Raw genomic sequence first — 26984 nt, forward strand, 5'->3', positions numbered from 1 at the left:
ACCGGCGATGACCAGATTCGGATATCTCGTACCGGAGTTCCCCGGTCAAACCCATGCCTTCTTCTGGCGGGAGCTGAAAGCCCTCATGGACCTCGGGCAACATCCCGAACCAGTGTCCACCCGCAGACCCAGGCAAACAGGGATCACGCCACCATGGGCACAGGACGGCTTGCCGGAGACCAAGTTCCTGATGCCCCCAAGTCCTAAGAGCGTCAGCGGATCAGCCAAATCCGCCCTGCCCGGGCTGCACCATCCTGCCCTCTTGGCAGAAGCTTCGGGCCTGCGCCGACACTCAAACCCGAAGGCCATGGCCCGTGATGTCCTGCGAACCGCAGGACTCTTCTGGGCCGGAGCCGAACTGGCACATCATGCACACACACGGGGGTGGTCGCACATCCACGTGCACTCCTGCGCCGACTCAGCCCAGGTAGCCCTGTTCGCGCACCTCCTCACGGGCATTCCCTACAGCCTCACCCTCCACGGACCCCTCAGTGACTATGGACCCAACCAGCAGCAGAAATGGCGGAACGCCAAGTTCTCGATCGTCATCACCGAGAAACTCCTGAACGAAACCCGAAAGCAACTGGATGGATTCATGCCGGCGAACGTCGAAGTCGCCCCCATGGGCGTGGAGTTGGCTGCCTTCAGCCGCGCAGCACCATACATCCCCTGGCAGGGCACCGGCCCGGCCCGCATCTTCAGCTGCGGGAGGCTCAACCCCAGCAAAGGCCACATCGAACTCCTCTCCGCCCTTCGCTCCGTGGTTGACACAGGCGTGGAAGCCGTCCTGACCATCGCCGGAGAGGACGACCACGGCGGGAAAGGCTACCGGGCAGCAGTGGAACGTGCCGTAACGGAGCGCGGGCTCACCCCCCGGGTAACACTGCTGGGCGCCGTGCCCGAAAGCCGCATCAAAGCTGAACTCGAAAACGCACACCTCTTCGCTTTGGCCAGCCACGAGGAACCACTGGGAGTAGCCATCATGGAAGCCATGGCCATGCAAGTGCCGATCGTCGCAACATCGGCCGGGGGAGTTCCGGACCTGGTGGCCAGCGGACACACCGGCACCTTGGTTGAACCCGGGAACTCCAACCAACTAGCAGCAGCAATCCTCAACACCCTCCACAGTCCCTCGCAAGCCACAGCCATGGGGCAGCGGGCCCGCCTGCGCCTTGAAGAGTCCTACGACGTCCGGGCAAGCGCCCGCGCCCTCGCAGCATTGATCTGAAGCAAACCGGGAGGAAACCTTGAGGGGCAAGACCATGGGCCTGTGGGCCGGAAGTGCGCTCGCAGTCGCCGCGGTGGGCATTGTTGCTGCCGTGGCATCCGGGCCGGGTTCCCGGGATGCCACTCCCTCCGCCACGGGAAAGGCCGCAGACCCGACGTCCGCGGGGACCACCGCCATCACTCTGCGTGAAGTGGATGGCGGCCCGGACTACTACGCGCGGTTCAAGGGCAGCCTGCCCACCGACCCCGCCTTTTTTCCCATCGGAGTGTGGCTGGAAAGCGTCCTGGACAAGGGCAACGTTGCCATGGACTCGGCTGCTGGTTTGAACACCTATGTGGAACTGACGGCAAACTCCGATGTCCAGCTGGTCAGGGACTCCGGCATGTTCGCGATCCCGGCTTTCCCACACACGGCCGCCGCAGGCTTCGCCCTGAGTGACGAAGTGGACATGTGGGCCGGGCCTGGTGCCGCACAGTGGTCAGGAAGGTACCCCGGTGAAGGAGAACCCTGCGTCCCGGCAGGATCGCCGTGCGGATACACAATCCAGAAGGAGAGGCGGGCCGTTGCGCCCCAAGGTGTGTTGCTCTACTCCAACTACGGCAAAGGCGTTACTTTCTGGGAGTCGGACGAAGAAGCACGAGGGTTCCTCCGTGGTGTGCAGGACCTCGTCTCAGCAGACAACTATTGGTTTACGGATCCCAATATCTGCGGTCGCGGGGAAGGTGGCGCGATCGTGGGATACGCCCGTGACCTCACACAGGAGGAATGCCGGCTGGCGGCCAATTATGGCTGGACCGTCGACAGGCTGCGAAACCTCCAGGACCCCGCAGCGAGGATCCCCGTGTGGGCTTTCGTCGAAAACGGCCATCCCTCAGGTGATGTTCCCAACACCGCCACCATCACCGGTCCTGAGCTCAGGGGGGCGGTGTGGAGCAGCCTCATTCATGGAGCCAGGGGCATCATCTATTTCAACCACAATTTTGGTGGCGACTGCGTGACCCAACACGTGATCAGGGACTGCGGAAAGGACATCGTGCCCGCCCTCACCGCAGTCAACCAACAGATCAGGAATCTTGCCCCCGTCCTCAACGCCCCCTTCCTGGACGGCGCCGTCAGCATCAGTGGCCCGGTGGACCATGCCACCAAGCTCCACGACGGCACGATCTACATCCTCGCCGGAGCCAACCAGAAGGCCGGCGGTCCCGCCACGTTCACGCTCAAGTGCGGCGGCAGCTCCGCCGTCGTCATCGATGAAAACCGCACACTGGCCATCAATGACGGCACCTTCACCGACAGCTTCGCGGATGGCAACGCTGTGCACCTCTACCGCATCGAAGGGGGAGGTACCTGCGGTTTCTGATCACCGGCTGCTGTTGTCCCGCTCCCATCCGGAAGCTGTCCTGCGTGACAACACCGCACGACGGCGGCCCGCACCGGCGAAGGCCACGTACACGGCGGCGTCAACGGCAGTCAGCGGACCCCGGACGGACGACAGCAACTGCCGCACGGTGCCGCGCGCCGTGGTTCCGCCGGCCGTATCCTGCTGTGCATTTCCCCTGTAGTTCCGCCCCAGGATACCGAGCAGGGCAGAGGCTGAACGCGGCGTCCTCACCACCACGGGCTCCGTCTCCAGGACGGCCTTTTCGTGCTGCCCGAACAGCCGGTCGACGTAGTAGTCATCCCCGGTGACCGCCGGAAACGAGCCCAGGCGAGCGTGGCCTTTGCGGCTCAACCCGAAGACGCCGGCACCCCACAGTGCCTGCGAGTTGGACGGGATCCGCATGCGCGCCCGGTAATAGCTCCGCACCAGTGGCGACGCCCCCTGCGTGTCGTAGACGAAGGCTGGCCGTGCAGCCAGCGACGTGCCTTCAGCCAAGCGCCTCAGAACTTGCCCCACAGCCTCGGCGCTTACCTCGATATCCGCATCCAGATAGAGGCGGGGCCAGGCCTTGGCCACCTGGTCGGCAGCATTCAAGGCAGCGGTCTTCGACGCTTCCGCAACGTGGAGCACCCGCACACCGTCAAAGGCGGATGCGATCTCCTCTGTCCCGTCCGTACAACCGTTGCAGGCCACGATGACCTCCACCGTTCCCCAGCCGATCACGTCCGCGAGCGCGGTGAGCGTGCGCCCGATCACCGCCGCCTCGTTATGCGCCGGAATGACAATGGTCCCGGACGGGGGAGCAGCGGCGCTGCCGTGCTGCAGGGTCGCCCCGGGCAGAGCTTCCCGCCGCCGGGAGCTGAGCAGTGCTTCCAAAGCTTCCCGATGTCCCGGCTTACCTGATCGCAGGACCTCGGCCAGGACAGCTGCCACGCGGAATGCCGCCAGGTGGCCCGGGCCGAAGTACTTCTCCGCGTAGCGCACGCGGTTGACGGACATCAGCGCCGTCAACTGCGGGGAGGTCCCCGAGCCTCCCCGCTCGTGCCACATCCGTGCCTCCGGCTCAAACCAGATCGAGGCACCGGCCGCCCTGACCCGCCGGCAGTAGTCCGTCTCCTCCGAGTAGAGGAAGAAGCGCTCATCCCACCAGCCCACCGCGCGGGCTACGTCGGCATGGATCAGCATCGCCGCGCCGGTGGCCCAGTCCACCCTGTGGGCGTGCCGGTAGCTCTCCGGCTCAAAATCCATCTCTGCCAGCCAGCCCGGCCGGCGCGGCAGGCGGCTGCCCAGTGCCGCGTCTCCCAGCGCCCGCAGGACGCCGGGTTCGCGCCGAAGGGACGGATACACGCTGCCGTCATCGTCCAGGAGGACGGGCACCACCATCCCGGCTCCCGTTGCCTCCATCCTGTGGCGCATGGCTGCGACCGCACCTGGTTCAACCCGCAGGTCCGGGTTCAGCACCAGATATGCCCCGGCCTCTCCGGCCTGCCTCATGGCGGCGTTGATTCCGCCGGCGTATCCGAGGTTGCCCCCGGTGGGTACCGCAACAACATCCGGGTGACGGGCAAGAGCCTGCAGGGTTTCACCGGTGGGTGAATTGTCCGCCACCACGACCTTCAGTGACTGGGCGGCTGTTTCCTGCCGGAGGCCCGCGATCAGCGCATCCACGTCGTCGGCATTGTTGTAGGTCACGGCAAGAACCGCGACGTCGGCAGCCACCTCCGCGGGAACGAACGATCCGGCCGTGTGGCCGGCGGCCTGCACCGGCGTCGGCCGGGATGGTGCCGGCTCTGCCGCCGGCAGCCAAGGGCCACTTGTCCGCAGCAGCCTGAAGTAGGCCTCGGGGCCGTCCACCAGATACCGGCGGGCGAGCCTGCGGGGTTCAAGCATCAACCGCCAGCCCCACTCAAGTCCATGGGAACTGATCCAGGCCGGTGCCCGGCGTACCCTTCCGGCCAGGAAGTCCACCACGGCTCCAAAGGCCAGCAACACCCTGGCTCCGGTTTGTGGACCGTACTCGTCGATCCACAACTCCTGCCGAGGTTTTCCGAGGCCAACCACCAGGATGTGTGGGGCTGTTTCCTTGATCCGGGCAGCCAACGCCCGGGACTCTTCCCGATTGCCCAGCACTTCCCGCGACGGTGCCCACCAACCGGCAACGGCCACATCCGGGCGTTCCGCGGCAAGCTTCCGTTTGATCATCGCCTGCGCTTCGTCCGATCCGCCCAGGAACCCCACCCGCAGCCCTCGACGCCCAGCCTCGTCCAGCAAGGGACCAATCAGGTCACTTCCCGCAAGCCTTGGCCAGGATGTCGAGGTCATGCGGCGGGCCGCCGAGACCAACGGAGCCCCGTCCATGAGGGTCAACCACTCCACGGAGGAGGCCTGCCCGAGGACGCCCGCCCACCGGCCCCCGGCGCCAAAGTGCAGGATGTGGTCGAGGTTGGCGGAGCAGACACCCAGTGGACGTCCGGTACTGCATTCTGCGCGCGCAATGATGCCGGAAACGGCATCATCAAAGTCCATGAGCCGCACCGGCACGCCGCCGAGTTCGAGCATGCCCGGCTGCGGGCTTCCCGGTCCGCCCGCGCCCCTGCCGGGCCGGGTGCCGGCGCGGGTACCGCGGAGCAGGACGGTGGCGGCGTGGAGTGCATCGCGCGCGGCGGTGGCGTTCCTGCCGAAGGGTGTCTTGGGCTGCAGCATTCTCGGCTCTCCAGGCTCAGGTCCGGGTCTTGACTCATGGCACAACATTGCGCGACGACCCGGGGCTGCTGCACTGCCCGGATCGCCGCGGGCAGCACCTGCCGCCCTGTGTTCTTTGAGTTGTCTCCCGGCCGCGCCAACGGCTGCCGTACGGCCAACTGTAGGCCTGTTTCAGGGACCGCGCCAGAGGTTCGGATCCTCGAGGTACGCGGCCAGGCGCTTGGACGCTAGGGGCGGTTCGAATCCGGCGCTCCGGATTTTCCCGAGGTCCAGAACGCTGCTGGGCGGACGCGGAGCTGTCCCCGGCTTGAAATACTCTTTGGTGCTGACGGGAGTCACCTGGCCGGGATCGGCTCCACACAGACGGTAGACCTCCCTGGCAATGTCTGCCCAGGACTGCGGTTCGCCATCGCTGCTGAGGTTGTAGGTACCAAAGGGCGCCTGCGAGTCCAGGAGATGGCGAATGGCCTCTGCGATGTCCTGCGCGAAGGTCAGCCTCCCCACCTGGTCATCCACCACCGTGGGAGCCGCCCCTTTGGCAGCCAGGCCCGCCATGGTGCGGACAAAGTTCCGGCCGTCTCCCACCACCCAGCTGCACCGCACGATGTAATGCCGGGCCGCCACCGCCGCGGCGGCATCACCGGCGGCCTTGCTCTGGCCATACACGCCCAGGGGACTCACAGGTTCGTCCTCCGTATGGACCGGAGCAGTTCCGTCGAAGACGTAGTCGCTGGATACATGGACCAGCGTGAGGGAATGCTCGACGGCGGTCCGCGCCAAGCGGGAGACCGCACCGGAGTTGACCCTCCAGGCAGCCGAACGCCCCTGCGTGGTTTCCGCCGCATCCACGCCCGTGAAGGCTGCGGCGTTGATGATGGTCGAATATTTCTTCCACTCCAAGGTGCTGTACGCGGCTTCATGTGTGATGTCGAAGCCGTCCTTTCCGACAAAGTCGACGTGGGCGGCGTCATCGAAGGCCTGCCTCAGCGCCCTGCCCAGCTGGCCGTTGGCACCCAGCACCAGGATCCTCCGCGGCTTCATGGGAACCACCGACCGGAGACGGGGGTGCTGCTGGTCCTGCTCGGACAGGATGGCCTGGTCCAGCGGAACAGGCCACGGGACAGCAGTGTCCTCATCGGCCACATTGAGGAAGGTGTATCCGGACTGCGCACCGGCACTCCAATGGTCGTTGACCAGGTAGGTGTACGCGGTGTTGTCTTCCAGGGTCTGGAACGCGTTTCCGACTCCGCGGGGCACAAAGACTGCTTGTCCCTCAGTCATCCCTGCATGGAAGACAGTCCCGAAGGTCGGCCCTTCCCGCAGGTCCACCCAGGCGCCGAAGATCCTTCCCGACGCCAGCGAAATGAACTTGTCCCACGGTTCGGCGTGAATCCCGCGCGTGGTGCCCCGGCGGGCATTGAAGGAGATGTTGTTTTGTACCGGCCCGAAGTCCGGCAGCCCCAACGCGACCATCCTGCCGCGGTGCCAGTTCTCCTTGAACCACCCCCGGGCATCGCCATGGACGGGCAGGTCAAAGAGCAGCAGGCCGGGGATGGGAGTGGTCCTGGCCGTTATTTCCTGCGCGGAAGCCATTGGCGTCAGTGTCCCTGTCCGGCGTATTTGAGTTCCGTTTCAGCCTTTTGCGGCCGCCACCACGGTTCGTTGTCCGTGTACCAGCGGACGGTGGCTGCCAGGCCGTCGTCGAAATTCCCGAACCGGGGGGTCCAGCCCAGTTCGCGGCGCAGCTTGGCGGAGTCGATCGCATACCGCAGGTCGTGCCCCGGGCGGTCCGTCACGAGGTCGAACGCGCCGGGCGGCTGGCCCATGACCAGCAGGAGCTTCTCCACCACGGCACGGTTGGACAGTTCACCGTCGGCCCCGATCAAATAAGTCTCTCCGAGCCGTCCCCGCTCCAGGATCGCGGCCACAGCGGAGGAATGGTCTTCCACATGGATCCAGTCCCGGACATTGCGCCCCTCGCCGTAGAGGCGTGGGCGGATACCGTCCAGGACGTTGGTGACCTGCCGGGGAATGAACTTTTCCACGTGCTGGAATGGCCCGTAGTTGTTGGAGCAGTTGCTGATGGTGGCCCGGAGTCCGAAGGAGCGGACCCATGCCCGTACAAGCAGGTCGGACCCCGCTTTGGTTGCCGAATAGGGACTTGTCGGCCGGTAAACGGATTCCTCTGTGAAGCGTTCCGGATCGTCCAGGGCAAGGTCGCCGTACACCTCGTCCGTTGAGACGTGGTGGAACCGGGTTCCGTGCTTCCTTGCGGCTTCGATCAGGGTGTAGGTGCCCACCAGATTGGTGTCCACGAATGGCCGGGGATCCTGCAGGGAATTGTCATTATGCGATTCAGCGGCGAAATGCACCACGGCATTTACGGAGGCCGTCAATGTATCAACCAACCCTGCATCGCAGATATCGCCCTTGACAAAGTCGAACCTGCTGTCCGGAAGCCCGTCCAGTGACGCAAGGTTTCCGGCGTAGGTCAGTTTGTCCAGAACAGTGACATGGAGGCTGCTGTGCTCCATGATGTAGTGGACAAAGTTGCATCCGATGAATCCGGCCCCGCCGGTGACAAGGATTCTCTGCATGGCGATAGCGTAGCCGCCCATACGGGCACACCGGCAGGGGAGGGGACAGCAAATTATGCGAGGAATTATTTTGGCCGGCGGAACCGGGTCACGGCTCCATCCAATTACGCTGGGAATCAGCAAACAACTGGTGCCTGTTTTCGATAAGCCCATGATCTATTACCCGCTGTGCACTTTGATGCTGGCCGGGATCCGGGACATTCTGGTGATCACCACGCCAAAAGACGCAGTGCAGTTCCATGGCCTTTTGGGCGACGGTTCCCAATTCGGCATTAGCCTCACCTACGCCGAGCAACCCACCCCTGACGGCCTGGCCCAGGCCTTCATCCTGGGCGAAGAGCACATCGGCGGCGGAAAAGTTGCCCTCATCCTCGGCGACAATATTTTCAACGGCCCCGGCATGGGAGCCCAGCTGAGGAAATACAGCGACGTGGACGGCGGCGCCATCTTCGGTTACTGGGTCAAGGATCCCGCAGCGTACGGTGTGGTGGAATTCGACGACCACGGCCTCGCCATCTCGATCGAGGAAAAACCGTCCGCTCCCAGGAGCAACTATGCCGTGCCTGGCCTCTATTTCTACGACAACGACGTAGTAGCCATGGCGAAGGATCTGAAGCCTTCAGCCCGCGGCGAGCTTGAAATCACTGACATCAACCGGCAGTACTTGGAACTGGGCAAACTCCATGTGCAGAAGTTCCCCAGGGGCACCGCCTGGCTGGATACAGGTACTTTCGCCGACCTGAATGATGCCTCCAACTATGTCCGCACCACAGAAAACAGGCAGGGCCTGAAGATCGGAGCCCCGGAGGAAGTCGCGTGGCGCATGGGCTACCTGAGCGACGACGAGCTTCGCAGGCAGGCAAGCAAGCTGGCCAAGAGCGGGTACGGCAGCTACCTCATGGATATCCTCGAGAGGCAGTGACCGTCCGTCATCACCCCGAAACGTCCTCCAGGGCACGGGAAATCTCGGCGGGCAGCGCAGTCAGCTGGGCATCCAGCAGTTCCTTCAGCTGGACCGGTGTCCTTGCTCCCACCACTGCGGTGGCTACTCCCGGCCTGGACAGCAGCCAGCTCAGGGAAACATCCAGTGGCGAGCGGCCCAGCCCCCGCGCGGCCATGGTCACGGCTTCAACCACCCGTGACGCACGCGGTTCCAGATACTGCTCCACATAGCCGGCAAGCCTGCCCTGCGCCGCGCGCGAATCAGTGGGCACCTGGCCCCGGTACTTGCCGCTAAGCACGCCACGCCCCAGGGGAGCCCAAGCCATCAGCCCCAGTCCCGCATCTTCCACCGCGGGAATCAGTTCCTCTTCGGCCTTTCGCTGGACCAGGGAGTACTCGGACTGGTTGGCCACCAGCGTGAACCCGGCCACTGCGGCCGCTTTCGCCGTCTGCCAGCCGTTGTAGTTGGAGATTCCCACATAGCGTGCCCGGCCGCTGCGCTGGGCGAGTTCCAAAGCTGACAGCGTCTCGTCCAAGGGAACGTTGCCGTCCCAGTCGTGGACAAACCAGATGTCGAGGTAATCGGTGCGCAACCGGGCGAGGCTGGCGTCCAGCGCCGCCAGCATGGCACCGCGGGAGGCATCGACGCTGCGCCGGCCATCCGACGACGACACTCCGGCTTTGGTGGAAATGACCACTTCCGAACGGGCCACCACGTCGCCCAACATGGAACCCAGCATGGCTTCGGCCTGGCCCTGGGCGTAGGAAGCAGCGGTGTCTATCACCGTGCCGCCGGCGTCCACGAAGTCGTGAAGCAACGCCGCGGCATCCTGTTCATCCGTCTCTTGTGCCCAGGACATGGTCCCCAGGGAAAGCGAGGACACACGGAAGCCGCTGTTGCCGACATAACGCTGCTGCATGCTGCTAGCTTACGGGCAGTTGCAGGACTTCATGACGTAGGGTCTATTCACGTGAACTGGATAGAAGCAGCCCTCCTGGGCCTTGTGCAGGGCCTCACCGAATTCCTCCCGATCTCCTCAAGCGCGCACCTGCGGATTGTTGGTTCGTTCCTTCCGAATGCAGCCGACCCGGGCGCCGCCTTCACGGCCATCACCCAGCTGGGCACGGAGACCGCCGTCATCGTGTACTTCTGGCGTGACATCGTCCGGATCATCGGAGCCTGGTTCGGATCGCTGACCGGCAAGGTTGAACGGAACAATCCCGACGCGAGGATGGGATGGCTGGTGATCCTCGGCAGCCTGCCGATCATCGTCCTCGGGCTGCTCTTCCAGGACCAGATCGAGTCGGTCCTCCGGAGCATGTGGATTGTGGCCACCATGCTGATCGTCTTCGGCATGATCCTGGCCGTCGCAGACGCAGTGGGCCGACAGGAGCGGGACCTCACCCAGCTCAGCTACAAGCACGGCATCCTTTACGGTTTCGCCCAGGCCATGGCCCTGATCCCCGGAGTCTCCCGGTCCGGCGGCACCATCACCGCCGGCCTCCTGATGGGTTACACCCGTGAAGCAGCAGCGCGTTATTCATTCCTCCTGGCCATCCCTGCTGTTTTCGGCAGCGGCCTCTACCAGTTGTATAAAACGGTTTCCAACGAAGGAATAGCCGGCCCTTACGGCCTGGGCGAGACCGCCCTGGCCACGGTTATTGCATTCGTGGTGGGCTATATCATCATTGGTTGGTTCCTCAAGTTCGTCTCCACCCGCAGCTACAGGCTCTTCGTCTGGTACCGGATCCTGCTGGGCCTGGCCCTGTATGTCCTGCTCGGTTTCGGTGTGATCAGCGCCTAGCACTAAGGTTGACTCGTGAAATCGTGGACCTCCCGCCCTGTTCCTGAGCTGCCCGGCAGCTTGTCCGACCTTCGCCTCTTCGACACGTCCCTGGGCCGTGTGGTGGCTCTTGAACCCGGGCCGGAACAGTCCATGTACGTATGCGGTATTACGCCGTACGACGCCACCCACATGGGGCATGCGGCCAGTTATGTCGCCTTCGATCTCCTGAACCGGGCATGGCGTGACGCCGGGGCCCGGGTGTCGTACGTCCAGAACGTCACCGACATCGACGATCCCCTGCTCGAACGGGCCAACGCCACCAACGTGGACTGGCGTGAACTGGCCCAAAGCCAGATCGAACTGTTCCACACTGACATGGACGCCCTCAACGTCGTTTCCCCGGACCACTACATCGGCGCCGTGGAAGCCATCCCGGACATCGTGCCCGCCATCGAACGGCTCATCGCCGACGGTGTCGCCTACCGCGTGAACGGCATCGACGGCGAACCGGACGGGGATGTGTATTACGACGTCGAGACGGCCGGGAAGCGCTCAGACGCTACGGACGCCTGGTCCCTCGGCGCTGTCTCAGGCCTCAACGAAGCCGAAATGCTCGCCTTGTTCGCCGAGCGTGGCGGCGACCCGGCCAGGCCCGGCAAGCGCCAGGCGCTCGATCCTCTGCTTTGGCGGGTTGCGCGCGAGGGGGAGCCCAGCTGGCCCGGGGCATCGCTGGGCGACGGTCGGCCCGGGTGGCACATCGAGTGTACGGTCATCGCGCAGAAGTACCTCCCTGCGCCGTTCACGGTCCAGGGCGGCGGATCGGACCTGATCTTCCCGCACCACGAAATGGGCGCGGGACACGCCTACTCACTGTCCGGCGTCCCCTTGGCGCACCACTACTCACACGCGGGGATGGTGGGCCTGGATGGCGAGAAGATGAGCAAATCCAAAGGCAACCTGGTGCTCGTCTCCAAGCTTCGCGCTGCCGGAGAAGAACCCGCCGCCATCCGGTTGGCCATCCTGGCCCACCACTACCGCTCAGACTGGTCCTGGACCGCCCAAGAATTCGAGGCCGCCAAGGACCGCCTGGCAACCTGGCGGCGTGCTTTGGCGCAAGCTCCGGCCGGATCGGCAGCACCTTTGGTCGAGGCCATGCGGAAGGAGCTGGCCAATGACCTCGACGCGCCGGGTGCGCTGGCCGCCGTCGATTCCTGGGCAGAAGCAGCACTTCGCAACGCGGCGCCGCACTCCCCGTCAGATTCCGCACTGGTGGCGGACGCGGTTAACGCCCTCCTCGGCGTCGAACTTTAGTCCCGCTGTTCCCGGGAACAGGGAAGGGCCCCGGCAGAGACGTGGTCGCTGCCGGGGCCCTTCCGCTTGGTTGGCCGTGCACATTTCACGATCAGGGACGTTCCTTGCCGCGCCGCTTGAGGTAGCGCTCAAACTCCCTGGCAATCGATTCTCCCGAGGCCTCGGGGAGGTCCGCCGTGTCCTTCGCTTCCTCGAGTTGCCTGACGTAGGCGGCAATTTCCGGGTCTTCCGTGGCCAGTTCATCCACACCGCGTTCCCAGGCCTCGGATTCTTCTGCCAGCGCACGGCTGTCCAAGGGGACCTGCAGGAGGTCTTCGATCCTGTGGAGGATGGCGAGCTGGGCCTTGGGGGAGGGCGGCTGGGCAACGTAGTGGGGCACCGCTGCCCACAGGGAAACGGTGGGCAGCCCGGCGAGCATGGCGAATTCGGCCAGCACTCCCACGATCCCCACGGGGCCCTCGTACTGTGAAGCCTCCAGATTCAAGCGTTCCCGCAGGGAGTTGTCCTCTGTGGTGGTGCTGACGGGAATGGGCCGGCTGTGGGGCACATCGGCCAGCAGGGCGCCCACCAGGATCACGGAGTCCACCTTGAGGGCTTCAGCATGAACCAGCAGTTCCGTGGTGTAGGCGCGCCAGCGGTAGGAAGGTTCGGTGCCGAGCACGATCACGACGTCCACGTTGCTCTCCGGTACGGCTGCCTTGTAGATCCGCGTAGAGGGCCACTTCACTTTCCGCGCGCCGGAGGAGGTCCGCCGCACCGTCGGCCGGGTGAACTGGAAGTCGTAGTATTCCTCGGCGTCCACTGTGGCGACCTTCTTGCCGTCCCAGAGCTTGTTCACGTAATGCAGGGCATCGCTGGCAGCTTCACCGGCGTCATTCCATCCTTCAAAAGCGGCGATCATGACGGTGACGCGTTCGCCGTCCGCAGGTTCCTTGAGGAAACGCTCGGGCTTCGCTGTGATGTCCTGTCCTTCGGGGGTCCCGTCGACACTGTTCATCCACTCACCCTACGTCCAAGTCCGATGCGGATGCATGGCATTTCACACCGAAGCGTGTCCTGTATCGCCCACAGCGCAACCCCGGCGTGGCCACCGCCGCATTCCACGTAGACTTGAAGCCATGCATTCATCTCCCGGTCAGCCCCACCTCAAAGCCGTGCTCTGGGACATGGATGGCACCTTGGTGGACACCGAGCCCTACTGGATTGCCGCTGAACGCGCACTCGTTGAAGCGCACGGCGGAACATGGTCACACCAGCAGGCCATGCAGCTGGTAGGGCAGTCATTGATGCATTCGGCCGCCATCCTGCAGGCTGCGGGCGTCCGGATGGAGGCCCGGGACATCGTGGACCACCTCAGCGCCGAAGTCATCCAACAGGTCCGGCGTGAGGTCCCGTGGCGTCCAGGCGCCCGGGAACTGCTGAACGACCTCCACGAATCCGGCATCCGCTGTGCCCTGGTCACGATGTCCGAGGGGCCTTTGGCCGGAGTGGTGGTCGAAAGCCTCCCCAAGCCATACTTCGAGTTCCTGGTCACTGGTGACACCGTGACTAACGGCAAGCCCCACCCGGAGGCCTACCTCACGGCTGTCGACCGTCTGCAGCTCGACGATCCTGCCCTCACCATCAACCACTGCGTCGCCTTGGAGGACTCCATTCCCGGTGCCACTGCGGCACTGGCCTCCGGCGTCGTCACTGTAGGCATACCGCACCAGGTCCCCCTTCCTGAACTCCCGGACATGATCCTGTGGGACACTCTGGCCGGCAAAGCGACCGACGATGTCGCACAACTCGTCCATGGTCGCGCGGCATCCGCCCAGGCGGCAACGGAGACGCCGGACGCAGGCCTGCTGGAAAGGGCCAACTAAGTGAGCAGTCCCTCCGCGCCACACCACGCGGCCAGCAAGAAGGACGGAATACCCCTCGGAAAAATCGCGGGAATCCCTGTGTATCTGGCGTACTCGTGGTTCGTGATTGCCGGATTCACGGTCATCGTCTACGGACCTGCACTCCTGGTCAGGATGCCGGAACTCGGCGCCGGGGCATACTTTGTGGCCCTTGGCTATGCCTTGCTGCTGGCCCTGTCCGTGCTGGTGCACGAACTCGCCCACGCACTCAGTGCCAAGGCCTTCAACTGGCCCACGGAGAAGATCGTCCTGAACTTGTGGGGCGGCCACACCCAGTTTGAGAGCTTTACCGCTTCTCCCGGCCGTTCAGTGATCGTTGCCATGGCCGGTCCCGTGTCCAACTTTGTTCTGGCAGGCGGCATGTGGCTCGTGCTGTCCACCGGTGCCCTCACCGGTGTGGCCGACATCCTGGCGAACATCCTGATGTGGGCCAACCTCCTGATCGGCATTTTCAACGTGCTGCCAGGGCTTCCCCTGGACGGCGGGCGCCTGGTCGAGTCGGCTGTCTGGAAGGTCACCGGCAGCCAGGACAAAGGAACCATCGCTGCGGGCTGGTCAGGGCGCGCGATCGTTGCCGCGCTGGTCATCTGGTTCATCGGCCTGCCGCTCATCAGCGGCGCACCCCTGGACATCAGCCTCATGCTGATCACCGTCCTCGTCTGCGGTTTCCTGTGGATGGGGGCGTCGGCGTCCATCCACCATGGCCGCCTGCGCAGCCGCCTCTACCTTGTCAGCGCGGCGGCCCTGGCCGACCCCGCGGTCGGCGTTCCGAACTCAGCCACTGTGGCAGACGTCCTGGCGATGTCCCCGGCGGGGAGTCCCGCCGTCGTTATCTGTGGACCTGACGGCAGGCCGCAGGGTGTTGTCAACCCCGCTGCCGCTGCCGCTGTGCCGCCGCAGGCAGTCTCCACGACGCCGGTCACCGCGGTGGCGCACGCTTTGGCTGCCGGTGCCTATGTTCCGGAATGGTCCAAGGGCCAGGAGCTGATCCAGTACCTGGCGCGGCTCGAAGGTGGCGAATACGCAGTCGTTGACCACAATGGAACCGTCACTGGCCTGCTCCGCCAACAGGCCGTCGTGACAGCCATTACAGGCAAGGAAGTCCGGGGTACCGGGCGGGCCTGACGCTGTTGCCGGTAGAGTTACCTGCCGGCCCCTAAAACAAAACCACCGATTTTCGGCGCCAGCACGCAGCAACACAAGGGCGGTCCATCCGCCGCACAGGAGCGAGGAACACCAGATGAGCAGCGAAACCGCCGCCCCCGAAGCCGGCGCAACCACCGGCCAGCCAGCTGCCGGAGCCGCCGTCCAGCCTACCGGCGCGGCACGCCGGCGCGGACCCTTCCGGGTTGGCGAACGCGTCCAGCTCACTGACGAGCGCGGGCGCATGAACACCATCACGCTGGAAGTCGGGGGCGCCTTCCACACCCACCGCGGCTTCCTGAACCACGACGAGATCATCGGCAAGGTGGACGGCTCGGTGGTCAGCAACAACATCGGACAGCAGTACCAGACACTCCGGCCGCTGCTGTCGGACTTCGTTCTTTCCATGCCCCGCGGTGCCGCGGTGGTTTACCCGAAGGACGCCGGGCAGATCGTCACCATGGCCGACATCTTCCCGGGCGCCCGCGTCGTGGAAGCCGGCGTGGGATCCGGCGCCTTGTCGATTTCCCTCCTGAGGGCGGTCGGCGACGGCGGATACCTCCACTCCTTCGAACGACGCGAAGAATTCGCGGACATTGCCCGCGGAAACGTTGAGACCATCTTCGGCGGCCCCCATCCGGCCTGGCAGATCTCGCTGGGCGACTTCCAGGAAGAAGTGGTCAAGGCCGAGGAGCCCGGCTCCGTTGACCGCGTGGTCCTGGACATGCTGGCGCCTTGGGAATGCCTTGATGCGGTTGCAACCGTCCTGGCACCCGGCGGCGTCTGGATCAACTATGTCGCCACCGTGACACAGCTTTCCCGAACGGCCGAAGCCATCCGCGCCGACGGCCGCTTCACCGAGCCCGACGCCTGGGAGTCCATGGTGCGCGGTTGGCACCTGGAAGGCCTGGCTGTGCGCCCCGACCACCGCATGGTGGCACACACGGGATTCCTGCTGGTCACCCGGCGGCTGGCAGAAGGAGTCACCGGTATCTCCACCAAACGACGCCCCTCCAAGACAGAATTCAGCGAAGAAGATCTCAACGCCTGGACCCCTGGAGCAGTAGGGGAGCGCGCCGTCTCCGACAAGAAACTGCGGCGGGCTGCCCGCGACGCCATCGCCGGGACCAATGTCCAGGATGGCCCGTCAGTCACAAACTGACAAAGATCACAATCGGGTCCGCATTCCGGATGTCACCAAGCACCCTGAGCTTTTCGGGACTAAGGTCTTGTTAAGCGCAGGAAGGGGCTGATGAATCGTGGATACGTCGAACAACGACATTGGACGGCCGACGCCGGAGGAACCAAACGCTGCAGCGGGAGAGGCAGCGAACCGCAGGCTTGGCATCCAGCCGCCGGACCCTTCGAGCGAACTGACTGTTGCCGAGCGGCAAATCAACATCCTCAGGGACAAGCTCCGCCACATCGACCGCCAGCTTGCTGCCGCCACCCAGAACAACAGCAAGCTCGTTTCCATGCTGGAAACAGCGAAGGCTGAGATCCTGCGTCTCAAGGGAGCCCTGGAGCAGGAGGGCCAGCCGCCGTACAGCTTTGGAACGGTGCTGCAGATCAATCCGCGGCGGCAACCTGCGCCGGGCAACTCGGGGCAGGCGGCCACGGAAGAATCCGTGGACATCTTTAATGCCGGCCGGAAGATGCGGGTTGGCATCAGCCCCCTGGTCAACGTCAACCAGTTGGCCGTAGGCCAGGAAGTCCTCCTCAACGAGGCCCTTCTTGTCGTGGCCGGTTTGGGCTACGAACGGGCCGGCGAGCTGGTGACGCTCAAGGAATTGCTGGGCAAGGACCGCGCCCTGGTGGTGGGCCGGGCTGATGAAGAGCGGGTGGTCCGGCTCTCCGGGGCCCTGCAGAACGTGCACTTGAAGGTTGGGGATGCCCTGTCCCTGGACTCACGGACCGGCTACGCCTTGGAAAAGGTTCCCCGGGCCGAGGTGGAAAACCTGGTCCTGGAGGAAGTTCCGGACATCACCTACCAGGACATCGGCGGACTCGGCCCCCAGATCGAACAGATCCGCGATGCCGTGGAACTGCCCTTCCTGCACCCGGACCTCTACCGCGAGCACGGCCTGAAGGCACCCAAGGGCATCCTCCTGTACGGCCCTCCGGGCTGCGGCAAGACCCTCATTGCCAAGGCTGTGGCGAACTCCCTGGCTGCCCGTGCCGCCGAGCGTGCCGGCAATACCGACCTCAAGAGCTACTTCCTCAACATCAAGGGCCCTGAGCTGCTGGACAAGTACGTCGGCGAAACCGAACGGCACATCCGGTTGATCTTCTCGCGTGCCCGCGAAAAGGCATCGGACGGCAGCCCGGTGGTGGTGTTCTTCGACGAGATGGATTCGCTGTTCCGCACCCGCGGCACCGGCGTGTCCTCGGACGTGGAAACCACGATCGTTCCGCAGCTGCTCAGTGAGATCGACGGCGTGGAACGCCTGGACAACGTCATCGTCATCGGCGCTTCCAACCGCGAGGACATGATCGACCCGGCGATCCTGCGTCCCGGCCGCCTGGACGTCAAGGTCAAAATCCAGCGCCCGGACGCCGAGGCCGCAGCGGACATCTTTGGCAAGTACATCACCACGGACCTGCCCTTCCACGCCCAGGACCTCGCCGAGTACGGCGGCGACGTCCAGGCAACCGTTGACGCCATGATCCAACGCACCGTGGAGGCCATGTACTCCACGGAGAAGTCCAACGAGTACCTCGAAGTCACCTACGCCAACGGTGACACTGAAATGCTGTACTTCAAGGACTTCAACTCCGGCGCAGTGGTGCAGAACGTAGTGGACCGGGCCAAGAAATACGCTATCAAGGACCTCTTGACCAACCACCAAAAGGGTCTTCGGATCGACCACCTGCTCAAGGCCGTGGTCGATGAGTTCCGCGAACACGAGGACATGCCCAACACCACCAATCCGGACGATTGGGCCCGGATTTCGGGCAAGAAGGGCGAGCGCATCACGTACATCCGCACCATCGTCCAGGGCAAGGCGGGCCAGGAACCCGGCAAGTCCATCGAAACCACTGCCAACACAGGCCAGTACCTGTGACAGCCGGAGCACAGGGAGTTCCCACCGAAAAGTTGCCCGCGGGTGGCGCCATGCGCGTCATGGGCTCGGAGACCGAATACGGCATCCACGCTCCGTCGGCACCCGGGGCCAATGCCACCATGATGTCGGCCAGGATCATCCAGGCCTACGCCACGGTGACGCGGCAGCGGGCCGCCGGTGGCGCCGAGACCCGGTGGGATTACACCGACGAGGAACCCCTCCATGACGCCCGCGGGTGGACAGTGGACAGGGCCAGCGCCGATCCCAGCCAGCTCACCGACCAACCGCCGGTGCTCGACGCCGAGGCCGTCGCCTTGGCCTACGGCCGGCAGGAGTTGGAACTCGACGGCGCGGACGAATCCGGTTCCCTGCTCATGAACATGGTCCTTGGCAACGGTGCCCGCCTGTACGTGGACCACGCCCACCCCGAATACTCCAGCCCGGAGGTCACCAATCCACGCGACGCCGTGAAGTGGGACGCTGCAGGAGACCAGGTGGCATTGGCCACGGTCCGGAAAGTGGCTGCCGATACCAGCCTCCCTCCGATCAACCTCTACAAGAACAACACGGACAACAAATCGGTCTCCTACGGATCGCACGAAAACTACTTGATGCCCCGCTCGGTTCCGTTCGGGGACATCATCAAGGGGCTGACTCCGTTCTTCGTTTCCCGCCAAGTAATGTGCGGCGCAGGACGCGTGGGGATAGGGCAGGACAGCTCGACGCCTGGATACCAGATCAGCCAGAGGGCTGATTTCTTCGAGGCCGAAGTCGGCCTGGAAACCACCATCCGCCGCCCCATCATCAACACCCGTGACGAGCCGCATGCAACGGCTGACCGCTACCGGCGACTTCACGTGATCATCGGTGACGCCAACCTGAGCCAGGTATCCAACTACCTCAAGTTCGGTACCACGGCCATGGTCCTCAGCCTCATCGAAGCCGGCCAGGCACCGCGGATCGAGGTCCATGAGCCGGTGCAGGCCCTGCAGTCCATCAGCCATGACACCTCACTGACCACCACCGTGCGCTTGCTCGACGGCCGGAGGGTCACTGCGCTGGACATCCAGTGGATGTACTTCGAGGCCGCGGCAAAACTCGCCCAGGAGACCGGCGTCGCGGACGCAGTGACAGGAGACGGGCACACCCACGGGGTCCTTGAACGCTGGGAGTCCACCCTCTTAGCCCTCGGAAGCGATCCGGCCTCCGCGGCGGCCTCTGTTGAATGGGTGGCCAAGAAAGCAATCCTGGAGGGATACCGCAACCGGGACTCCCTCGAATGGAATGACGCCCGACTTGGCCTGGTCGACCTGCAGTGGTCCGATATCCGCCCCGAAAAGGGGCTCTACTACAGGCTGCTGGCGCGTGACCGGATGACCCGGCTGGTGGACGACGGCGACATCGCCGCCGCGGTGACCCAACCGCCGTCGGACACGCGGGCGTACTTCCGGGGCCGGTGCGTCTCGACGTTCGGCAAGGACGTGGTCGGTGCCAGCTGGGACTCGGTGATTTTCGATGTTCCCGGCTTGGGAAAGCTGCAGCGGGTGCCCACGAGGGAACCTTTGCGCGGCACCGAAGCCCTCACCGGCGCGCTCTTCGAGAGACACCGGGAGGCCGGAAACTTCCTGGCGGAGCTGCTCGGCCGGGAGCCGTCACCGACCAAGGACAGGCAGTAGTACGGCACACGGAGCGTGAGGTCCGTAAAGCCGTACGCACCGCCGTATTGCGTGGCAATATGGCAGTAGGAAGTCCCCACTGACGGGGGCTGACAGTAGGGAGAAGGAAATGGCAGGTCAGGAGCAACAGCAACCGCAGTCCCGCGAGACAGAGGAAGTAGACGTCCCCGAGGCCCCGCCGGCGGCACCGGAGGCCCAGGCTTCCGAAGCGACCCAGGGTGTGGACGATCTCCTCGACGAGATCGACGGCGTCCTGGAATCCAACGCCGAGGAATTCGTCAGGGCCTTTGTCCAAAAGGGCGGCCAGTAAGCGGACGCCCGCAGGAGGTACTGCCCGCCGGCGCGAGGCCGGGGGCATCGGAACGCAGAGTCGAAGGAGTGCAGCAATGCAGGACCCATCAACCGGCCCCCTGGCCACCCAGGCAACGTCTTCTTTCACGGAGCATCTTCAACGTTCGCGTCCCGAACTTCTGCCATTCAACCAAACATTGCCGGCCGGAAACGTTCCTCCGTCTCCCCACGCCACCACCATCGTCTCGCTGACGTACGCCGGTGGCGTGCTGATGGCGGGGGACCGGCGGGCAACCATGGGCAACGTCATTGCAAGCCGCCATATCGAGAAGGTTTTCCCTGCCGACCAGTACTCCGTGCTGGGCATTGCGGGCACCGCGGGCCTTGCGATCGACATCACGCGGCTCTTCCAGGTTGAACTGGAGCACTACGAGAAGATCGAGGGGACGCTGCTCAGCCTGGTTGGTAAGGCGAACCGCCTCGGTGCAATGGTCCGCGGCAACCTCCCGATGGCCATGCAGGGCCTTGCGGTCATTCCGCTTTTCGCCGGCTTCGACCACGTATCAGCCACGGGACGGGTCTTCTCCTACGATGTCACCGGCGGCCGCTACGAAGAGCAGGAGCACCACTCTGTTGGCTCGGGTTCGGTCTTTGCCCGCGGCGCCCTCAAAAAGTTGTGGCGGCCCAATTTGTCCGAGGAAGAAGCGGTTGCCGTGGCCGTCGAGGCCCTCTACGACGCTGCGGACGATGACTCGGCCACCGGTGGACCGGATCCCGTACGTCAATTGTGGCCGGTGGTCTATACCGTCAACCGTGCCGGCAACCGCAGGGTGTCGGAACGCGAATTGGGTGCGATAGCGGGCGCGATTGTTGAGTCGCGCGCCATCGCGGGACGGGAGGCCTAGCATGACGCAGCAGTTCTATGTTTCACCCGAACAGTTGATGAAGGACCGTGCGGACTTCGCGCGGAAGGGTATTGCCCGCGGACGCTCGGTCATTGTGATCAGTTGTGCTGACGGCATCGCCCTGATTGCCGAAAACCCTTCACCCTCCCTGCATAAAATCGGTGAGATCTACGACAAGATCGGTTTTGCCGCCGTAGGCAAGTACAACGAATTCGAGAGCCTCCGGCAGGCCGGCGTCCGGTACGCCGACGTCCGAGGGTACTCCTACGACCGTGAAGACGTCACAGCCCGGGGCCTGGCCAGCGTCTACGCCCAAAGCCTCGGTGCCGTTTTCACGGCGGAGCAGAAGCCCTTCGAAGTCGAACTGGCTGTGGTCGAAGTCGCACCCACCCAGGAACGTGACCACCTTTACCGGCTGACCTTCGATGGTTCCATCGCGGATGAAAACGGCTTCGTGGTGATGGGCGGACTTGCAGACCAGATCTCCGACGTCGTCAAGGACGCCTGGGATGCCGGCCTGACCTTCCCGGGGGCGTTGCGCCTGGCCCTGCGGGCCCTCGCGGTGGATAAGGAAGCCGACTCGCTGCCGCCCACCGCAGTGGAAGCCGCGGTCCTGGACAGGGCATCCGAAAGCCACCGCGGCTCGCGGCGGGCCTTCCGGCGCCTGCTCCCGGCGGACGTTGAACAGCTGCTCTCAGAGGAGGCTTGAGATGGACAAGCGCATATTCGGCATAGAGACGGAATTCGGGATCTCCTACTCAAGCCCCGATTCCCGCCCCCTGGCGCCCGAAGAAGTAGCCCGCTACCTGTTCCGCAAAGTGGTCAGCTGGGGGCGATCATCGAACGTATTCCTGACCAACGGATCGCGCTTGTACTTGGACGTGGGCTCCCACCCCGAATACGCAACCGCCGAATGCGACGACCTCGCACAGCTCATAGCCCACGACAGGGCCGGCGAACTGATCCTGGACGACCTCGTTGACGAGGCCCAGACCCGCTTGGCCGCAGAAGGCTTCAACGGCACCGTCTACCTGTTCAAGAACAACACCGACTCGGCCGGCAATTCCTACGGCAGCCATGAAAACTACCTGATCCCGCGGCGCGGGGAGTTCTCACGTCTGGCCGAGATCCTCATTCCGTTCCTGGTCACACGGCAACTCATTGCCGGGGCCGGAAAAGTCCTCAAGACACCCCACGGGGCTACCTTCGCTTTCTCCCAGCGCGCAGACCACATCTGGGAAGGTGTCTCCTCGGCCACCACCCGTTCACGGCCCATCATCAACACCCGCGACGAACCACATGCCGACGCCGAGTTCTACCGGCGCTTGCATGTCATTGTGGGCGACTCCAACATGTCGGAGACCACGGCCCTGCTCAAAGTCGGCACTGTGGACCTGATCCTGCGCATGATCGAGGCGGGGGTGATCATGCGTGACATGCGCATGGAGAATCCCATCCGAAGCATCCGGGAAATTTCGCACGACCTCACGGGCCGTGCCTTGGTCCGCCTGGCCAACGGCCGCCAGTTGTCCGCCTTGGATATCCAACGGGAGTACCTGGCCAAGGTGACGGAGTTCGTTGCGGCCAACGGTGCGCACAACCCCCATGTACCCCTGATCCTTGATCTCTGGTCCCGTACCCTGGATGCCATCGAAAGCGGCGACTCCAGCAGCATCGACACGGAAGTCGACTGGGCCATCAAGAAGAAGCTGATGGATGGTTACATGCGCAAGCATGACCTTGGGCTTGATTCGCCGCGCATTGCCCAGCTTGACCTCACCTACCACGACATCTCGCGGCAACGCGGCTTGTTCTACCTGCTGCAGTCCCGTGGTGCCGCAAAGCGGCTGGTGACCGAAACGGACGTCAAAGACGCCGTTGATGCGCCGCCGCAGTCCACCCGGGCCAAGCTCCGCGGTGACTTTGTGAGGCGGGCACAGGAACTGGGCCGCGACTACACCGTGGACTGGGTCCATCTGAAGCTGAATGACCGTGCGCACCAGACCATCCTGTGCAAGGATCCCTTCCGCAGTGTGGATGACAGGGTGGATGCGCTCCTTGACTCTATGAGCTGACTCCCAGCTTCACGGGCTATTCTGGATAGTGGCCCGCTTTCGCGAGGCCGCTTCCTTGGATGCGCAGAGCGCCTTTCCGAGTGTCCATTGCCCCGACGAAAGAGTCTTTTTGTGCGCCGACTCCTAGCACTTCTTTTCCCCCTCCTGCTGCTCATCACGGCATGCGGGGGAGGGAGCACCCCGTCCGCAGAGCCCACCAGCCAGTCCTCGGGCGACATCTCCAAGCTCGACTCCGTGAAGGTATCCGACAACGGAAACGACAAAGCCCCCGGACTCGAATTCAGCAAGCCGCTGACTGTTTCCGAACCGACCATCAAGGTTGTCAGCGAGGGCGACGGTGACCGCGTCAAGGCCGGACAGGTCGCGGAACTGGCCTATGTTGCCGTGGACGGCAACGACGGCAAGACCGTCGAGGACGCTTACCAGAACGGCCCCCAGCCGCTGGAGCTGAACGATCAGCTCAAATCAGGGAACGAACTCATCTACAACGCAATCGTCGGCGCCAAGGTTGGCTCGCACGTCGCTTTCGCTGCCCCGGGTTCGGCCACCGGTTCCGGGACAGGTTCAACCCAGCTGGTGGTTTTCAAGCTGATTGCGGCCAAGGACCCTGCGCCTGTCCTTGAGAAGCCCGAGGGTGAAACGGTGACGCCGCCGGCCGGATTGCCCACCGTCAAGGAAAATGACCAGGGCGTACCGGAGATCTCCGTGGAGGGCGTTGCCGCTCCCACCGAACTGGTTTCCCAGGACCTGATCAAGGGCAACGGTGCTGTCGTGAAGGAATCGGACACGCTGACGGTCAACTATGTTGGCGTCACGCTCAAGGGTGGAACCAAGTTCGACTCAAGCTTTGACCGCAACGAGCCCACCAGCTTCCCGCTGACCGGCGTCATCAAGGGCTGGACCCAGGGCCTGGCAGGCAAGACTGTCGGTTCGCGCGTCCTCCTGGTCATTCCGCAGGACCTCGCTTACGGTGAGGCCGGCCAGGGCGAAGCGAAGGGCGACCTCGTCTTCGTCGTTGACATCCTCGGCGTCAAGTAGCCTCCCGGGGACTGGCTAAGCTGGTTCCTGGCACCATCAGCACCCCACTAAAGGAGCAACCATGTCATTTGGCCAGCGTGATTACGATCGCACCAAGCCGGAGATCGACTTCCCGGAAGGCGACGTCCCCACAGAACTGCGGATCGTCGATCTCATCGAGGGCACTGGCCAGGAGGCCAAGGCCGGCGACACTGTTTCCACCCACTATGTGGGCGTGGCCTGGTCCACCGGTGAAGAATTCGACGCGTCGTGGGGCCGCGGGGCACCGCTGGACTTCCGCGTCGGCGTCGGCCAGGTCATCCAGGGCTGGGACCAGGGCCTCCTGGGCATGAAGGTCGGCGGCCGTCGCCGCCTTGAGATTCCCTCGGAGCTCGCTTACGGATCCCGCGGCGCCGGTGGAGCCATCAAGCCGAACGAGGCTTTGATCTTCGTCGTCGACCTCGTGGCGGTCCGCTAAAGACTGGCAACGCAAAGCGCGGCATCTACCGGATTCTTCCCGGCGGGTGCCGCGCTTTGCTGCTTTTCTCCGGGACTTTAGTAACGTAGCAACCGTGTCCGCATCCCGCACTGAACGACTCCTTAACTTGCTCCTGGCCTTGCTCAACACCCGGGTCGGACTGACGCGCGCTGTGCTGCGCGAGAAGGTCTACCATGGCTCGGCGGAGAATGATGTGGCCTTTGGCCGCATGTTCGAGCGGGACAAGGTGGAGTTGAAACAATTCGGCTTCGAGATTGAGACGCTGACCGAGCCTGGTTTTGGCGGCGAGGATCCGGCCACCACACGGTACCGCATCGGCAAGGACTCCAACCGCCTACCGGATGTGAGCCTCACTCCCGCGGAGTCCACGGTCCTTCTCCTGGCTGCGCAATTATGGGAGCGGGCCGCCCTCGGCAACGCTGCCGCCAGCGCCGTCCGGAAGCTTCAAGCCTCCGGCGGCTTCAGCGATGTGGACCTGCCCGCAGGCGTCCAGCCGCGGATTAAGCCGGCTGGCCAGGCATTCGACGACGTCGTAGCCGCCATGCACTCCCGGCATGCCGTCCGTTTCGGCTACCTTGCCGGCAGCACGGAACGCGAGGAAGAGCGCGAAGTCGAACCATGGGGCCTGGGGAGCCGCTTCGGCCAGTGGTACCTGGTGGGCTTCGACCGGGGCCGGGGCGCCAAACGGATCTTCAGGCTGTCGCGCATGACCACGGCGGTGTCAGTGGTATCGAACAGTTCCTTCGAACCTCCCAGCGGCTTCAACGCGCGGGCAGAGTTGGATGCCCTGAATGAGCTGCCGCTGCAGCAGGCAGTACTTGACGTGGACCCGGGCCGCCTGCTGGCGCTCCGTAAACGGGCCATCTCGGTGGAGGAAGCTGCAGGACCCGGCACCCGGGACCGGCTCACCGTCGACTTCCGGGACCCCGACCAACTTGCGGAGGAGCTTTCCTCCTACGGTCCCCACGTCAAGGTGACGGAGCCGGCCGACTTGCGGACCGCCGTCGTACGCAGGCTCGAGGCCGCTGCCGCTTTCAACGCCGCCCCGCCCCTTCCTGTTGTCTTTCCCGAAGCGGGTCCCGCACCCCGGGCAAGGAAGCGAACGTCCGAGGACCAACTGGCCCGGATGCTTCAACTCGTACCGTTCCTGGTGCACCACCAGGGGCTCCACATCCAGGAAGTGGCGGACCATTTCGGGATCAGCCGCAAGGCGCTGATCGAGGACCTCAAGATTTTGATCTGCTCGGGCCTGCCGGAGGGCTACCCGGACGACCTCCTGGACATCCAGTGGGAAAACGACCACGTCTACATCACCGAACATCTTGACCTGAACCGTCCTGTCCGTTTCAGCGGGGACGAGGCCGCCGCCCTGTTGACCGGGCTGGCGATGCTGGGGGACCTGCCTGAGCTGGCCGGACTGGGGGAGGACCCGGAACAGAATCCGCTGGAGTCCGTCATCATCAAACTCACAGGAGCGGCCGGGGAAGCCGCCCGTATGGCCGGCACGGTTTCCGGGCAGTCCGTGGCACCCCGGCAGTCTCAAGCCTTCGCCACGGTGACCCAGGCCATCAAGGACGGCCGCCAGTTGCACCTGAGTTACCTGTCGCCGCAACGTGACACGGTAACGGAGCGGGATGTGGACCCCCTCCGCCTCTTCTCACTGGACAGTGTCTGGTACCTGGAGGCCTATTGCCACAGCAGGAAGGGCCTGCGGAACTTCCGGCTTGACCGCATGGTGGACGTGGAGCAGAACGGCCGTCCAGTGTCCGGGGAAGTGACTGCGGGACAGGACTTTCCAGCGCGGCTGTTCACCCCCGGGGAGGACGACGTGTACGTGGTCCTCGAGTTGACCAGGCAAGGCGCGGGGATCGCCGAGGACTACTATGCCGAGCGTACGGCTGCCCTGCCCGACGGCGGACTGGTGGCCGAGATCCGTTTTGGCAATGCCGACCTGCTTCCCATGTTTATTTCCCAGCAGGGCGGAGCGGCCAGGATCGTGGAACCGCCTGAGCTCAGGACAGCTGCTACCCGGTGGCTTGAAGCCGCCCTGTCGCAATACGGTGGCCGTTCCCCGCAGGACGCCCCGGCTGGCTAGACTACACAGATGCCTTGGTGGTTTTGGATCCTTTTGTGGATCGCGCTCGTTGCCCTGTCCCTGCTCCTGCACCTGACCCTCGGCTATCGTTTGTTCCGCAAATTCATGGCAACTGTTCATGAGTTGGGCGACGCGGGTCAACGTTTCGGCAACCTTCCGCAGCCGCAGGAAACCTCCGATGTTGAACGCGCCGGCAACACGCCCGCACCCGGCCTGGCGATTTTTGCCTCGCCGGAACAGATGCGTCATGATTACGTGACGGCCAAAGCCTTCCGCCAGGAAGTTCGTCGCCGGAAACGCGTTGAGCGCAAAGCCGGACGGGGTCAACCCCAATCCCTGCACGACATAGAATTCAGTTAGACGTA

23 protein-coding genes are annotated in these 26984 nt (G+C 64.2%); 18 read left to right on the top strand and 5 right to left on the bottom strand.

Features of this window, described 5'->3' with window-relative positions:
* The first annotated feature begins 7 nt into the window (after positions 1-7).
* Together epsE and ACUYMZ_RS11325 are read left to right on the top strand one after the other, a co-directional pair.
* Entirely contained in the window at positions 8-1228 is a 1221-nt protein-coding gene (gene epsE, locus ACUYMZ_RS11320) for an exopolysaccharide biosynthesis GT4 family glycosyltransferase EpsE (RefSeq protein ID WP_481603385.1), read from the top strand.
* Between the two features lie 19 nt (positions 1229-1247).
* Positions 1248-2588 carry a hypothetical protein gene (locus ACUYMZ_RS11325; protein WP_481603388.1) on the top strand — a complete coding sequence of 447 codons (1341 nt, stop codon included), beginning with the start codon at positions 1248-1250 and terminating at the stop codon, positions 2586-2588.
* Here the strand turns inward: ACUYMZ_RS11325 and ACUYMZ_RS11330 are convergent, their stop codons facing one another.
* The 3 genes from ACUYMZ_RS11330 to rfbB all read right to left on the bottom strand — a co-directional run bounded on the left by ACUYMZ_RS11330 (position 2589) and on the right by rfbB (position 7909).
* Positions 2589-5312: a WecB/TagA/CpsF family glycosyltransferase gene (locus tag ACUYMZ_RS11330; protein ID WP_481603390.1), complete on the bottom strand. Its 2724-nt coding sequence runs from the start codon at positions 5310-5312 to the stop codon at positions 2589-2591.
* A gap of 171 nt (positions 5313-5483) precedes the next feature.
* The gene (locus ACUYMZ_RS11335) at positions 5484-6905 is read right to left on the bottom strand and encodes a sugar nucleotide-binding protein (RefSeq protein WP_481603392.1); all 1422 of its coding nucleotides are present in this window, start codon (positions 6903-6905) and stop codon (positions 5484-5486) included.
* A gap of 5 nt (positions 6906-6910) precedes the next feature.
* Positions 6911-7909, bottom strand: a complete 999-nt coding sequence (gene rfbB / locus ACUYMZ_RS11340; protein WP_481603394.1) for a dTDP-glucose 4,6-dehydratase — start codon at positions 7907-7909, stop codon at positions 6911-6913.
* 55 nt (positions 7910-7964) lie between these two features.
* Here rfbB and rfbA point away from each other — a divergent pair, with 55 nt between their 5' ends.
* Positions 7965-8831 (top strand): glucose-1-phosphate thymidylyltransferase RfbA, encoded by an 867-nt coding sequence (gene rfbA, locus ACUYMZ_RS11345; RefSeq protein ID WP_481603396.1) that lies wholly within the window; start codon positions 7965-7967, stop codon positions 8829-8831.
* Between the two features lie 10 nt (positions 8832-8841).
* Here rfbA and ACUYMZ_RS11350 read toward each other — a convergent pair whose 3' ends face one another.
* Positions 8842-9771, bottom strand: a complete 930-nt coding sequence (locus tag ACUYMZ_RS11350; protein WP_426002691.1) for an aldo/keto reductase — start codon at positions 9769-9771, stop codon at positions 8842-8844.
* Between the two features lie 51 nt (positions 9772-9822).
* Between ACUYMZ_RS11350 and ACUYMZ_RS11355 the strand changes: the two genes are divergently transcribed.
* Both ACUYMZ_RS11355 and mshC read left to right on the top strand, forming a co-directional pair.
* Complete coding sequence (locus tag ACUYMZ_RS11355; protein WP_426002692.1) at positions 9823-10656, top strand: undecaprenyl-diphosphate phosphatase; 834 nt, start codon at positions 9823-9825, stop codon at positions 10654-10656.
* 15 nt (positions 10657-10671) lie between these two features.
* Positions 10672-11949 carry a cysteine--1-D-myo-inosityl 2-amino-2-deoxy-alpha-D-glucopyranoside ligase gene (mshC, locus tag ACUYMZ_RS11360; protein WP_481603399.1) on the top strand — a complete coding sequence of 426 codons (1278 nt, stop codon included), beginning with the start codon at positions 10672-10674 and terminating at the stop codon, positions 11947-11949.
* A gap of 91 nt (positions 11950-12040) precedes the next feature.
* Here mshC and ACUYMZ_RS11365 read toward each other — a convergent pair whose 3' ends face one another.
* A complete protein-coding gene (locus ACUYMZ_RS11365; RefSeq protein ID WP_481603401.1) occupies positions 12041-12946 on the bottom strand; it encodes a PAC2 family protein in 906 nt (301 codons plus the stop codon).
* 121 nt (positions 12947-13067) lie between these two features.
* Between ACUYMZ_RS11365 and ACUYMZ_RS11370 the strand changes: the two genes are divergently transcribed.
* The 13 genes from ACUYMZ_RS11370 to ACUYMZ_RS11430 all read left to right on the top strand — a co-directional run bounded on the left by ACUYMZ_RS11370 (position 13068) and on the right by ACUYMZ_RS11430 (position 26979).
* Positions 13068-13814 carry an HAD family hydrolase gene (locus ACUYMZ_RS11370; protein ID WP_442422657.1) on the top strand — a complete coding sequence of 249 codons (747 nt, stop codon included), beginning with the start codon at positions 13068-13070 and terminating at the stop codon, positions 13812-13814.
* Positions 13815-14978 carry a site-2 protease family protein gene (locus ACUYMZ_RS11375; protein WP_442422656.1) on the top strand — a complete coding sequence of 388 codons (1164 nt, stop codon included), beginning with the start codon at positions 13815-13817 and terminating at the stop codon, positions 14976-14978.
* A gap of 115 nt (positions 14979-15093) precedes the next feature.
* Complete coding sequence (locus ACUYMZ_RS11380) at positions 15094-16158, top strand: tRNA (adenine-N1)-methyltransferase (protein ID WP_481603404.1); 1065 nt, start codon at positions 15094-15096, stop codon at positions 16156-16158.
* A 97-nt stretch (positions 16159-16255) separates the two neighbouring features.
* Positions 16256-18061: a proteasome ATPase gene (arc, locus tag ACUYMZ_RS11385; protein ID WP_426002701.1), complete on the top strand. Its 1806-nt coding sequence runs from the start codon at positions 16256-16258 to the stop codon at positions 18059-18061.
* Between the two features lie 50 nt (positions 18062-18111).
* A complete protein-coding gene (dop, locus tag ACUYMZ_RS11390; RefSeq protein WP_481605860.1) occupies positions 18112-19737 on the top strand; it encodes a depupylase/deamidase Dop in 1626 nt (541 codons plus the stop codon).
* Positions 19738-19846: 109 nt separating this feature from the next.
* On the top strand, positions 19847-20047 hold the full coding sequence (locus ACUYMZ_RS11395) for a ubiquitin-like protein Pup (RefSeq protein WP_426002702.1): 201 nt from the start codon (positions 19847-19849) through the stop codon (positions 20045-20047).
* A 76-nt stretch (positions 20048-20123) separates the two neighbouring features.
* A complete protein-coding gene (gene prcB / locus ACUYMZ_RS11400) occupies positions 20124-20933 on the top strand; it encodes a proteasome subunit beta (protein WP_426002704.1) in 810 nt (269 codons plus the stop codon).
* A gap of 1 nt (position 20934) precedes the next feature.
* Positions 20935-21642 (top strand): proteasome subunit alpha, encoded by a 708-nt coding sequence (prcA, locus tag ACUYMZ_RS11405; protein WP_426002705.1) that lies wholly within the window; start codon positions 20935-20937, stop codon positions 21640-21642.
* A 1-nt stretch (position 21643) separates the two neighbouring features.
* The gene (gene pafA / locus ACUYMZ_RS11410) at positions 21644-23008 is read left to right on the top strand and encodes a Pup--protein ligase (RefSeq protein ID WP_426002706.1); all 1365 of its coding nucleotides are present in this window, start codon (positions 21644-21646) and stop codon (positions 23006-23008) included.
* 111 nt (positions 23009-23119) lie between these two features.
* A complete protein-coding gene (locus ACUYMZ_RS11415) occupies positions 23120-24046 on the top strand; it encodes an FKBP-type peptidyl-prolyl cis-trans isomerase (protein ID WP_426002707.1) in 927 nt (308 codons plus the stop codon).
* 61 nt (positions 24047-24107) lie between these two features.
* On the top strand, positions 24108-24503 hold the full coding sequence (locus ACUYMZ_RS11420; RefSeq protein WP_426002709.1) for an FKBP-type peptidyl-prolyl cis-trans isomerase: 396 nt from the start codon (positions 24108-24110) through the stop codon (positions 24501-24503).
* A gap of 94 nt (positions 24504-24597) precedes the next feature.
* Positions 24598-26619, top strand: coding sequence for a helix-turn-helix transcriptional regulator (locus ACUYMZ_RS11425; protein WP_481603409.1), 2022 nt, complete (start codon positions 24598-24600; stop codon positions 26617-26619).
* 9 nt (positions 26620-26628) lie between these two features.
* Positions 26629-26979: a hypothetical protein gene (locus tag ACUYMZ_RS11430; RefSeq protein ID WP_442422653.1), complete on the top strand. Its 351-nt coding sequence runs from the start codon at positions 26629-26631 to the stop codon at positions 26977-26979.
* Positions 26980-26984: the final 5 nt, after the last annotated feature.

It is taken from the genome of Arthrobacter sp. T572 (assembly GCF_056780115.1).

Bases quoted from the DNA above. Each gene is read 5' to 3' on its own strand.
- epsE (WP_481603385.1), top strand. From the start codon at position 8: ATGACCAGATTCGGATATCTCGTACCGGAGTTCCCCGGTCAAACCCAT.
- ACUYMZ_RS11330 (WP_481603390.1), bottom strand. From the start codon at position 5,312: ATGCTGCAGCCCAAGACACCCTTCGGCAGGAACGCCACCGCCGCGCGC.
- ACUYMZ_RS11335 (WP_481603392.1), bottom strand. From the start codon at position 6,905: ATGGCTTCCGCGCAGGAAATAACGGCCAGGACCACTCCCATCCCCGGC.
- rfbB (WP_481603394.1), bottom strand. From the start codon at position 7,909: ATGCAGAGAATCCTTGTCACCGGCGGGGCCGGATTCATCGGATGCAAC.
- rfbA (WP_481603396.1), top strand. From the start codon at position 7,965: ATGCGAGGAATTATTTTGGCCGGCGGAACCGGGTCACGGCTCCATCCA.
- ACUYMZ_RS11350 (WP_426002691.1), bottom strand. From the start codon at position 9,771: ATGCAGCAGCGTTATGTCGGCAACAGCGGCTTCCGTGTGTCCTCGCTT.
- ACUYMZ_RS11365 (WP_481603401.1), bottom strand. From the start codon at position 12,946: ATGAACAGTGTCGACGGGACCCCCGAAGGACAGGACATCACAGCGAAG.
- ACUYMZ_RS11370 (WP_442422657.1), top strand. From the start codon at position 13,068: ATGCATTCATCTCCCGGTCAGCCCCACCTCAAAGCCGTGCTCTGGGAC.
- ACUYMZ_RS11380 (WP_481603404.1), top strand. From the start codon at position 15,094: ATGAGCAGCGAAACCGCCGCCCCCGAAGCCGGCGCAACCACCGGCCAG.
- dop (WP_481605860.1), top strand. From the start codon at position 18,112: ATGCGCGTCATGGGCTCGGAGACCGAATACGGCATCCACGCTCCGTCG.
- ACUYMZ_RS11395 (WP_426002702.1), top strand. From the start codon at position 19,847: ATGGCAGGTCAGGAGCAACAGCAACCGCAGTCCCGCGAGACAGAGGAA.
- prcB (WP_426002704.1), top strand. From the start codon at position 20,124: ATGCAGGACCCATCAACCGGCCCCCTGGCCACCCAGGCAACGTCTTCT.
- prcA (WP_426002705.1), top strand. From the start codon at position 20,935: ATGACGCAGCAGTTCTATGTTTCACCCGAACAGTTGATGAAGGACCGT.
- pafA (WP_426002706.1), top strand. From the start codon at position 21,644: ATGGACAAGCGCATATTCGGCATAGAGACGGAATTCGGGATCTCCTAC.
- ACUYMZ_RS11420 (WP_426002709.1), top strand. From the start codon at position 24,108: ATGTCATTTGGCCAGCGTGATTACGATCGCACCAAGCCGGAGATCGAC.
- ACUYMZ_RS11430 (WP_442422653.1), top strand. From the start codon at position 26,629: ATGCCTTGGTGGTTTTGGATCCTTTTGTGGATCGCGCTCGTTGCCCTG.